At 68.3% G+C, this 9,858-nt stretch carries 14 protein-coding genes; 5 read left to right on the top strand and 9 right to left on the bottom strand.

Going from position 1 to position 9,858, the window contains the following annotated elements:
- Nucleotides 1-350: 350 nt before the first annotated feature.
- The 6 genes from RIF89_RS07545 to RIF89_RS07520 form a co-directional block, all read right to left on the bottom strand.
- Complete coding sequence (locus RIF89_RS07545; RefSeq protein WP_309068511.1) at nt 351-779, bottom strand: hypothetical protein; 429 nt, start codon at nt 777-779, stop codon at nt 351-353.
- A 50-nt stretch (nt 780-829) separates the two neighbouring features.
- Nucleotides 830-1,150 carry a HigA family addiction module antitoxin gene (locus RIF89_RS07540; RefSeq protein WP_309068510.1) on the bottom strand — a complete coding sequence of 107 codons (321 nt, stop codon included), beginning with the start codon at nt 1,148-1,150 and terminating at the stop codon, nt 830-832.
- The gene (locus RIF89_RS07535) at nt 1,125-1,406 is read right to left on the bottom strand and encodes a type II toxin-antitoxin system RelE/ParE family toxin (RefSeq protein ID WP_309068509.1); all 282 of its coding nucleotides are present in this window, start codon (nt 1,404-1,406) and stop codon (nt 1,125-1,127) included. Before RIF89_RS07535 ends, RIF89_RS07540 begins: the two co-directional genes overlap by 26 nt.
- A gap of 321 nt (nt 1,407-1,727) precedes the next feature.
- Entirely contained in the window at nt 1,728-2,345 is a 618-nt protein-coding gene (locus RIF89_RS07530) for a DsbA family protein (protein ID WP_309068508.1), read from the bottom strand.
- 2 nt (nt 2,346-2,347) lie between these two features.
- Nucleotides 2,348-2,728, bottom strand: coding sequence for a helix-turn-helix domain-containing protein (locus RIF89_RS07525; RefSeq protein WP_309068507.1), 381 nt, complete (start codon nt 2,726-2,728; stop codon nt 2,348-2,350).
- A gap of 20 nt (nt 2,729-2,748) precedes the next feature.
- Entirely contained in the window at nt 2,749-3,396 is a 648-nt protein-coding gene (locus RIF89_RS07520) for an NAD(P)H-binding protein (protein ID WP_309068506.1), read from the bottom strand.
- A 198-nt stretch (nt 3,397-3,594) separates the two neighbouring features.
- Here RIF89_RS07520 and RIF89_RS07515 point away from each other — a divergent pair, with 198 nt between their 5' ends.
- Entirely contained in the window at nt 3,595-3,765 is a 171-nt protein-coding gene (locus RIF89_RS07515) for a hypothetical protein (protein ID WP_309068505.1), read from the top strand.
- 37 nt (nt 3,766-3,802) lie between these two features.
- Here the strand turns inward: RIF89_RS07515 and RIF89_RS07510 are convergent, their stop codons facing one another.
- Together RIF89_RS07510 and RIF89_RS07505 are read right to left on the bottom strand one after the other, a co-directional pair.
- Nucleotides 3,803-4,267: a MarR family transcriptional regulator gene (locus RIF89_RS07510; protein ID WP_309068504.1), complete on the bottom strand. Its 465-nt coding sequence runs from the start codon at nt 4,265-4,267 to the stop codon at nt 3,803-3,805.
- A 947-nt stretch (nt 4,268-5,214) separates the two neighbouring features.
- Complete coding sequence (locus tag RIF89_RS07505) at nt 5,215-5,850, bottom strand: TetR family transcriptional regulator C-terminal domain-containing protein (protein WP_309068503.1); 636 nt, start codon at nt 5,848-5,850, stop codon at nt 5,215-5,217.
- Between RIF89_RS07505 and RIF89_RS07500 the strand changes: the two genes are divergently transcribed.
- Together RIF89_RS07500 and RIF89_RS07495 are read left to right on the top strand one after the other, a co-directional pair.
- Complete coding sequence (locus RIF89_RS07500) at nt 5,851-7,332, top strand: serine hydrolase domain-containing protein (protein WP_309068502.1); 1,482 nt, start codon at nt 5,851-5,853, stop codon at nt 7,330-7,332.
- 206 nt (nt 7,333-7,538) lie between these two features.
- Nucleotides 7,539-8,114: a M23 family metallopeptidase gene (locus RIF89_RS07495; RefSeq protein WP_309068513.1), complete on the top strand. Its 576-nt coding sequence runs from the start codon at nt 7,539-7,541 to the stop codon at nt 8,112-8,114.
- Between the two features lie 37 nt (nt 8,115-8,151).
- Here RIF89_RS07495 and ychF read toward each other — a convergent pair whose 3' ends face one another.
- Nucleotides 8,152-9,225, bottom strand: a complete 1,074-nt coding sequence (gene ychF / locus RIF89_RS07490; protein WP_309068501.1) for a redox-regulated ATPase YchF — start codon at nt 9,223-9,225, stop codon at nt 8,152-8,154.
- A 129-nt stretch (nt 9,226-9,354) separates the two neighbouring features.
- On the opposite strand from ychF, the gene RIF89_RS07485 reads away from it, so the two are divergent.
- Nucleotides 9,355-9,702: a hypothetical protein gene (locus tag RIF89_RS07485; RefSeq protein WP_309068500.1), complete on the top strand. Its 348-nt coding sequence runs from the start codon at nt 9,355-9,357 to the stop codon at nt 9,700-9,702.
- Between the two features lie 50 nt (nt 9,703-9,752).
- The coding region (locus tag RIF89_RS07480; protein WP_309068512.1) for an acylphosphatase at nt 9,753-9,858 on the top strand (106 nt) is incomplete at its 3' end.

Here is a 9,858-nt window from a genome sequence, read left to right as displayed (position 1 = left end):
GAGACGCCGGTGAACGCGACGAGCGCGTCGCGGGGGATGTCGAGGTCGACGCTCCGCAGGTTGTGCTCGCGCGCGCCGCGGACCCGGACGCTCCCGAGGTCGGGTGTGTGCGGCGGGCGTGCGGGAGCATCCATCCCCTCAGTCTTCCGCGCGGCGACTGGGAGCGGCGATCGCGCTCAGCCGTGGGTCCGCTTGAACCCTCGAGCCGCTCGACCGCCTGGTCGATCAGGCGCCGTTCGTCGCCGTGGACGACGGTCTCGACACCGCGCCTCACACGTTGAAGCGGAACTTCACCACGTCGCCGCATGGATCAGCCTCTGACCGCTACCGGTTGCACGGACGAGTGGGGATCAGTGGCCTCGGATGTCGAACGCTTCGAAGATGCCTCCCGGGCCTTCTCCCCACGCCTGCACCACGAAGGTGCCGCTCTCGCCGGGATCGGACAGGAACCCGGTCGCGTTGCGCAACGCTGCGAGGTCTTCTGCCGGCGTCACGGTGATCGAAAGATCAGCAACGCCCTTCTGCGCGTCGTAGAAGCCCTGCAGTCGGGCTGCTCCGTGGTCGCTACGAATGAGGAGCGCGGCGATGTACTGCATGCCGTTCCCATTGCCGACGAGCTTGCCAGCCTGCGCCATCGAGTCGATGCGCTCAGTGCCGTCAGGGAGCGGCAGGCGCAACAGTCGTGTCTCGATGCCGCGCGCCGCCCCGTCGTTCACGAGGGATATCGATACGGGGAAGCCGACCAGCAGCGCCACGACGACACCAAGCGCGATCCACATGCGACCTCGCCGTGCTGACCTTGGGCCACGGCTGGTCGAGAATCGCTCGGTCACGCGGCTCTGAGCGGCGTGATCGCGGCGATCGTCTCCTGCAGAGCACGCCGCTCGAGCCGCAGTTCGTAGTTCGACTGCAGGTTCATCCAGAACTCCTCGGAGGTGCCGAAGTACCGCGCGAGACGGATCGCTGTGTCGGCCGTGATCCCCCGCTTGCCGTGCACGATCTCATTGATCCGCCGTGGCGGCACGCCCACCGACACCGCAAGCTTGTTCTGCGTGATCCCGAAGCCCTCGATGAAGTCTTCCATCAGGATCTCTCCTGGATGAATCGGCTCGATCCGACGGGTCTCAGTGATAGTCGACGAGTTCGACATCTTCCGCTCCTCCATCTCTCCAGACGAAGCAGATGCGCCACTGCGCGTTCACCCGGATGCTGTGCTGTCCACGACGGTCGCCGGCGAGCTGCTCCAGCCGATTTCCGGGGGGAACCCGAAGGTCCTCCACGTCCTTCGCCGCGTGGAGCATCTCGAGCTTCCGCAGGGCAGCTCGCTGCACCACGCGGTCGACGCGCTTGACGTACTGCTCATGCCAGATGCGCTCGGTGTCCTTGCTGCCGAACGTCCTGATCACGAAACGAGCATATAACGCGTCGCGTCAATAACGCTAGACGTTAAACCTGAACTCCACCGCGCTTCGCAGTAGAACAACCTCAGGACGCGCCGGCCAAGCGCGGCCGCAGTGGCCGGCCGTGCATCCTTCGAATGCGGGTCGAAGCGTCGAATGGTCCCGCGCGGGATGCAGCGTCGGTGCTCCGGCCTCAATGCTCAGCAACCGTCGGTGCTGCACGCGGGGAAGGCGTCGTCTCGCGCCTGCACGATGAGCAGAGGAGCGGACGGCGCTTCGACGGCTGCCTTGCTGCGCTGCGGCGCACCCTCCGCGGCGTCTCGGGTATCAACCATGGGCTCGCTCCATCTCCGCACGGAGGGCAGCGACATCCAGCGTGGGCGATCCGAAGGCCACGAGCCCCCGTTCGGTCTCCACGGCAAGCGTCGGATAGTGGTCCACGCCCAGCTGGCGCGCGTACCGCTGAGCCTGAGCAGCACGCTCGGCCGCGGCGGCGGAGCTCAGCGCGCCGACGACCGAGCCCGCGTCGAGGCCCAGCCGCTCGGCGAGCACCTGATAGGTGCCGACTTCTGAGAGCGAGAGTCCGTCGACGTAGAAGGCCGACTGCATGGCCGCGGCCAGCTCGAGGTCTCGATCCGGCCCCGCCACCTCCTGGAGCGCGGCGAGACCGCGGGCCGCATCGTCGGAGTCGAGGACGAGCGTGCCGGAGGCGAGGAGCTCCTCGTAGGGATGGCCGAACTGGACGCCCGTCAGAGCGGCGATGCGCTCGTTCGCGGCGGGGATGTGGGCGTACTCGCTGATGGGCGCTGCGCGATCGCCCGCGAATAGCGCGCCATGCACGACGTTGATGCTGACGTCGTCTGCTTCGGCGAGCGCGCGCAGGGCAGGAGAGGCGGCGTAGCACCAGCCGCAGTAGGCGTCGAAGAAGTAGGTGATGAGGTGCACGTTCAGGCTTCCTGGTCGGTCTGTCGGTCGTATCGTTCGCGGGCTCGCTGGACTTCGCGCATGTTCGCGCGGGCCCAGTGCTCGAGCTCGAGCAGCAGCGGCCGGAGGGTGCGGCCGCTGTCGGTCAGTGTGTAGACGACGCGAGGAGGGACCTCGGGAAACGCCTCGCGCGTGATGAGGCCGTCTCGCTCGAGCGCCTTCAGCGTCAGCGACAGCATGCGCGGCGAGATGCCGGCGACGCGCGTCGCGAGCTCCTTGTATCTGGCGGGGCCCGCGGAGAGCGCCCCGATGACGAGGATCGTCCAGCGGTCGCCGACGCGATCCACTAGCTGCCTGCTCGGGCAGTTCGGATCGTACGGGTCGAATCCGAGGTCGTCGTTCATGAGGCGCTCTCCTGCAACCATCAGTACCCGACGGTGAACCGCGTGCGGGCGTGCTCGCGGCGCTCGATCTCGTTCGCGAACGCGATGGCGAAGTCGGCGCCGGAGATGTTGGATTTGCCGCTCTCATCCGCGATCAAGATGTCCCGACCCACGCGATACTCGCCGGTGCGCTCGCCAGCGTTCCAGGAGCCGAAGCCTCCCGCCGGGCTGAGCGAGAACCAGTCGACGTCGTCCTCCGACGCTCGCAGAGCCTCCAGGAGGACCGCGTGCGCGTGCGCCTCCGCCTTGAACGCCTCGGGGAACTCCGCGGTATCCATGACGCGCGGGCCACCGTGGGCGACGGCGAGCGAGCCGGCACCGCCGACGAAGCCCAGGCGGGCGCGCCGCGTGCGGGAGACCTCTTCGAGGAGCGGGAGCGCGTCGACGAGAGCGGGCCCGCCCTCCTCCGTCGGCGACGCCGGCAGCGCGACGACGACGTTCGAGGCGCCGTCGACGACCTCGCGCACGAACTGCTCGTCGTGGATCGAGCCCACGGCGCTCTCGACCTCACCCGGAATGGCGTCGGCGCGGCGAGCGACACCCGTCACGTCGAAGCCGCGCGAGACCAGCTCCTTGGCGATGTGGCCGCCGGCGTAGCCGCTGGCGCCGAAGATTACGATCTTTGCCACTGCACTTCCTAACTATCGATTGAGTAGTAACAAGACAAATGTATAGCGTTGACCGCCGGATCGCAACGCCGGAGGGCAAGGTCGCCACGTCGGGAGGGAAGCGAGCAACCAGGTCGACTCACGCATCGCCGCGGGCTCCGGCGCGGTATACTTAGGGCACGAAGCAGTTTTTGCGACCAGAGAGAGATGGGTTCGATCATGCAGCAGCCGACCGCGAGCACCGAGGGCTGGCCCCACGCTCGCGACCCTCAGGGCTTCACGGAGGGCGACAAGCTCGCCTGGAAGATCGTCGGCTACTGCGCCGCGGGCGTCACGATCCTCGGGGTGACCGCAGGCGTCGTCGCATTCGTGGTGTTCGGGAGCGCCTGAGGATTCTGGGTTGCGCCGCAGCGGGACCCTAGGGGCGCTAGCCTGCGGATCGATCGACCGTAGCGATCAGTTGCGTCATGAGCCCGTGCAGCTGCTCGAGCTCCTCGCGATCTAGCCCAAGGCGCGCCATCATCTCGCCGGGCACCGCGAGCGCCTGCTCGCGGAGCCGGGCGCCTCGCTCCGTCAGGGTGATGTCGAGCATGCGCACATCGTCCGCCCGACGGGCTCGCTCGACGAGTCCGGCGGCCTCGAGCCGCTTGACGAGCGGGGAGAGGGTCGCTGGCTCGAGGCGCAGCTGCTCGCTCAGCTGACGCAACGAGAGAGAGCGCGAGCTCCACAGGGCCAGCATCACGAGGTACTGCGGGTGGGAGAGGCCGAGCGGCTCGAGCACAGGGCGATACGCGGCCACAACGCTGCGCGACGCGACCGATAGCGCGAAGCAGACCTGGCGCTCGAGCGCCAGATCATCCTCCGCCCGCACGGGCAGGTCATCGCGCACCATGCCGCCATCCTACGGGGACCTCTCAGGCGGGGCCTTGCTGGCGCATCGCCGTGAAGTAGTTCGGGAACTGCATGTTGCCGAGGTGCGCGAAGAACGCATGTCGAGCGGGCTGGTGCTGCGCGGTGAACTCGAGCACCGCCCCATGTCGTTGGATCGACTAGTTCAGGCGCTCAATGCGGCCGGACGCGGCGGCCGTCAACGAGCAAGGCGCGTCCGCCTTCTCGATGAAGTCGGGCCTGCGATGGGGCCCTGCAGCGATGTCGCATGGCCACCGCTCAGAGCCGACTGACAACGACACGCCGGCCCGATTCTGCGTGGAGCGCCCACGGCGATCTGAGACGGAGCCCATCATGAGTCAGCGGCCGGCCCCTCGGGGCCGGATCGAAGAAGCCCCATCGCGCCCCGGCAGCGCAGATGCGGCCGCCGCCTCGAGGTCGACGTCACTGCGTGGAGACAGTCGCGCTTGGCAGAAACGGTGACCTCAGCCCCTGTGGGTGGCACTCTCCCAGGCGCGCGGGACCCTGGGGCGACAGCCCTCTTCTATCGGCAGCGGTTGCCCGGCCTGGAATGGAAGCTGTTGTCGGCTGTCCATCGGAGGCTAGCTCGCCGCATGCTGCGCGACGCCGCTGCGCACCTCTCCGGTCTGTGACCAACCGTCCAACCGTCCATGAGGCGGTTCCGGGTCGAGGTGCGTGCCCATGGTTCCCGCTTCACATCCCTCCGCTGACGACGGGCTAACGCTGACCTCGCCTTCCACAGCAGGCGCTCGATACGCCTCGCTGTTCGGCGAGGCGGCCCGGCTCGCCGAACAGACAATCGCAGATGTCGCCACCTGCTCGCTCATCCATCATTCGGTCATGCCCGACGAGCAGGATCCACACGTCGAACCTGCACTCCCTGGCGTCATGCGGCGGAATGTCGTCATAGACAAACAGGGGTACCGATGCTCAGTTCGTCGAAGATTCCCTCGAGCAGCGACCCGGGAACAGATCCGCCAATCGCGCCGCCAGCGAAGCGCGGGCCCAGCACCGCTGAGAGGCGCCCGTTGCCGACAAGAGGTGGGCAGCTAGCCCATCGGTGAGCGCCAGGAGAGCATACGCCTCGAATGGCGCATCCACGTCCGCGCGCGTCTCACCGCATCTCGTGGCGTTGAGCACGCCGTCGACGATCCGCTGACGCAGCAGGTCATCACTGCGAGCCTGGTGCTCAGACAGCGCCTGATGATCGAGCGCCATGCCGGCGAACGCGCGCCGTAGGTAGACCTCTTCGCGACGACGCTGATCGAGAGGAAGAAGCTCCTCGAGCCCTGCGCGCATCATGTGCTCGATACGCGCGTGACGCCGCTCCTCCCGAGCGATTGCCGCATCCACCCGAGCCACAACATCGTGCATCATGTCCCGCTGGGTGTTCGAGAGGAGCTCCTCCTTCGACGCGTAGTAGTGCTGCACGAGCCCCACCGACACTCCGGCCGCGGCTGCTGTTCGAGCGACCGTCACCGCGCCGAGTCCTCCGGCTAGTGCAACAGCGCGGACTCCGTCCTGGATCTGCCGACGGCGGGCAGGGTGATCAGCGGTTCTGCTCATATGACGCTCATCCTCCTATTCCAATATACACATATGGTAACGTCTGCTCCCGTGAGGCACCGAAGGGTTATCAGCGCGCTGGGCCTCCTGATGGTGCTCGCACCGCTCGGGGCGTACTGGGCCCCGACCAGCGGCGACGCACCTTCAACCACCGCAGACGGCGTGGCGGACTACGTAGAACGCTGGCGGTCCGCGAACGCGGTTCCAGGCGCAGCGGTGGCTGTCATCGACGGCGGTGAGACGACCGTGCATCTGAGCGGGGTCGACGGTGACGGCAACGAACTCGCAATAGACACCGGGTTTCTCATCGGCAGCGTTGCCAAGACTTTCACCAGCACTCTGATCCTTCAGCACGTGACGGAAGGACGCATAGCGCTGGACGAGCCTGCAGCGACCTACCTGGACTGGTGGGGCGCCGAGGACGTCTCCGTACGCATGCTGCTCACGCACACAAGCGGGCTCACAGCGGCCGATGGCCTCGCCGTCTCGGAGAGGTACACCACCGGCGATCACGCTGTTGAGGCAGCCGCACGAGACCTCGCGCAGTCCGGGACAGCCGGCGTGTACGAGTACAGCAGCGCCAACTACCTGATGCTGGGTGCCATCATCGAGGCAGTGAGCGGCCGATCGTACGCAGCCGAGTTGACCGACCAAGTGTTGGAACCACTGGGCATGGAAGCGACCGCCGCGACGGCAGCCGACGCCGCGGGGCCGGCGCCCGGCCATCGCATCTGGTCGGGGCGCTGGGCGCGCGCCTACGACGTCCGTCTCGATGACTCCGGTGCGCCGTACGGGTATGTGATGTCGACCCTAGAGGAGCTAGCGACCTACGCCGAGGCGCATCTCAATGGCGGCCTGGTGGACGACGAGCTCCGCTCCTTGGCGTGGAGCATGCAAGAGCGGAACGGGGTCAGCAGCGGCTACGGGTTCGGGTGGCGAGTCGAGCAGGACGGGGATTCGCTCGTCGTGCACCATACGGGCGCGACGCCCGGCTACTTCGCGCACTTGTGGCTCGTTCCCGAGGAGGACCGCGCCGTGATCGTGCTCGCCAATGCCTACTCGGAGGCTCGTGCGCCCAGCCTGGTTGCGGCCGCTGCCGATATCTCCGCGATCACCGCGGGAGGATCTCGACATGTCAGCGCGGGCGAGCCGCTCCTCACGTGGTTGCCCGCGGGACTTCTCGTGCTCGGCCTGAGCGGCATCGCTGCGGGTGTGGCGCTCGGCGCCGGGAGGCTCGGCCGCTGGTGGCTATGGGCATGCCTCGCCGCCATCGTCATCACCGCGGTCGTCTTGGCACCCGTGCTGATCGGGGCGACTTGGCGGACGATCGGAATCTGGACGCCTGACCTGTACGCGGGGCTCCTAGCAGCGGGGAGCGGGTGCGGTTTTGCACTGCTCGCCGCCCTTACACGGTTCCGCCGCCCGCAGGGGGCGCTGACCGAGCCGGCTCCTGATGCCCACGGAGACACGCGCGGTCAATAAGACGGCTACGAGTGGCCCTCGAGTCTGAGTCGTTGCGCGTGAAGCGATCGTCAGCGGTTGAACCGGGTTCCCCACGTACTCTTCATCACCGTGGCGGATGCGAACCACCCCGGATCACGCGGAGAGGAGGCGCGGTGTCCCCTCCCGTAGACCTCGCATACCCGTTCACGGGGCGATGGCTCGTCCAGAACAGTCCCGCCAACCGGATGCCGAGCCACGGCACCGAGGCATTCGCCTCGTCCTGCGCGATCGACTTCGTGCCCGTTGTCGGCAACGGACGAACTGCCCCGTTCCGGGCAAGCTCGCTCCTCCGCCCAGAGCCGCCCGAACGGTTCCCCGGATTTCGACGCCAGATCCTCGCCCCTCTGGATGGAGTCGTCGTCGCTGCACGCGACGGCTTACCAGATCACCATGCCCACCGCGGGATGCCCTCCCTCAGCTACGCCCTCACTCAGCGTCGGCGCGCAGGCGGCGGTTGGGGCGACCTCGCGGGAAACCACGTGTTCATCCGGCAGAACGCCGTCATCATCGCGCTCTGCCATCTCGAACGCGGCAGCATCGCCGTCCGTCTCGGACAACACGTTCAGTTGGGGGACGCCATCGCACGGTGTGGGAACTCCGGCAACAGCACCGAACCACACCTGCACGTACAGGCGATGGATGACGCTCGCGTCGAGCACGCCCGAGCTCTACCGATGACGTTCAGAGGCGAACTCCCGCACAACCGGGAGATCCTCGACATCGCCTCACCCCGGAGACCGGCGTCCCTGCCTTTCGCGTAGCGCGCCTGTTCGCGGCACTTCCCAGCGGGGCACGTGGTCACACGTTGAAGCGGAACTCCACCACGTCGCCGTCAGCCATGACGTAGTCCTTGCCCTCGATGCGCACACGGCCCGCCGCCTTCGCGTCGGCCATCGAGCCCGCGGCGTCGAGGTCGGCGAACGAGACGACCTCGGCCTTGATGAAGCCGCGCTCGAAGTCGGTGTGGATGACGCCCGCCGCCTGCGGCGCCGTCCAGCCCTTGCGGATCGTCCAGGCGCGGGACTCCTTGGGTCCCGCCGTGAGGTAGGTCTGCAGGCCGAGCGTCTCGAAGCCGATGCGCGCCAGCTGGTCGAGGCCCGACTCCTCCTGCCCGAGCGATTGCAGCAGCTCCAGCGCCTCGTCGGCGTCGAGGTCGATGAGCTCCGACTCGACCTTCGCGTCGAGGAAGACGGCCTTGGCGGGGGCGACCAGCGCTGCCAGCTCGGCCTTCCTGCTCTCGTCCGCCAGCACATCCTCGTCGACGTTGAAGACGTAGAGCACGGGCTTGGCCGTCAGCAGGCCGAGCTCCTTCACGGGCGTGGTGTCGAAGCCCGCCTGCGTCAGCGTGCGCCCCGCGTTGAGGATCTCGAGCGCCTCGGTCGCGGCGGCCAGCACGGAGGCGTCGACCTTCTTGCCGCGCAGCTCCTTCTCGAGGCGCGGCACGGCCTTCTCGAGCGTCTGCAGGTCGGCGAGGATGAGCTCGGTGTTGATCGTCTCCATGTCGGAGGCGGGGTCGACCTTGCCGTCGACATGCACGACGTCGCCGTCGCCGAAGCCGCGCACGACCTGTGCGATCGCGTCGGCCTCGCGGATGTTGGCGAGGAACTGGTTGCCGAGGCCCTCGCCCTCGCTCGCGCCCTTGACGATGCCGGCGATGTCGACGAACGAGACGGTCGCGGGCAGGATGCGCGCGGAGCCGAAGATCTCGGCGAGGCGCGTGAGGCGCTCGTCCGGCAGCTCGACCACCCCGATGTTCGGCTCGATCGTGGCGAACGGGTAGTTCGCCGCGAGCACGGTGTTCTTGGTGAGCGCGTTGAAGAGCGTGGACTTGCCCACGTTGGGGAGTCCGACGATGCCGATGGTGAGTGCCACGACAGACGAGCCTACCGGCGGCCCGCGCGGCCGCCGTCGCGGGGCTCCCGCCCAGGTTGCTCGCGTAGCGTCGCCGCCACACACCGCCGCACGGCGCCTGCCGTGGGCGAGGCGAGAGGGGCGATGAGCATGGCCGACACGACGAACCCGGACTACGACCGCCGTCAGGGCGACCCGGTGGACCACCAGCAGCCGCCTGCCGACAGCGGCTCGGCGGGCTCCTTCGCCTCGCGGCACAACGAGTTCGCGCCAGGCGAGGGCCACGAGTCGGCCGCCCACGACCCGAAGACGGGCGCGCCCGTGCACGGCGACGGCACGCCGAACGAGGCGCTGCCCGCGCAATGGGACAAGGGTGAGGCCGAGGGCCAGGACCCGGCCGCGCAGGAGACGCAGGACGGCGAGGCGGAGCGCCCCGACACGCCGGCCGGCGACGGCCAGGCGCGCGAGGCGCACCCCGGCGGCGAGGCGCAGCGCTGACCGACACGACTCCCCCGGCGACCGGCGGCCACCTGCGCCGCCGGTTCGTCGTGCACGGCAGCGTGCAGGGCGTCGGCTTCCGCATGGCCGCGGCCGCCGAGGCGCGGCGCCTCGGCGTCGCCGGCAGCGTGCGCAACCGCTTCGACGGCACCGTCG

The sequence above is a fragment of the Microbacterium sp. genome (assembly GCF_031178525.1).
GTDB lineage: Bacteria > Actinomycetota > Actinomycetes > Actinomycetales > Microbacteriaceae > Microbacterium.
Note: the sequence above shows the minus strand (reverse complement) of the source record. Positions and strands in the feature narration are given on the sequence as shown.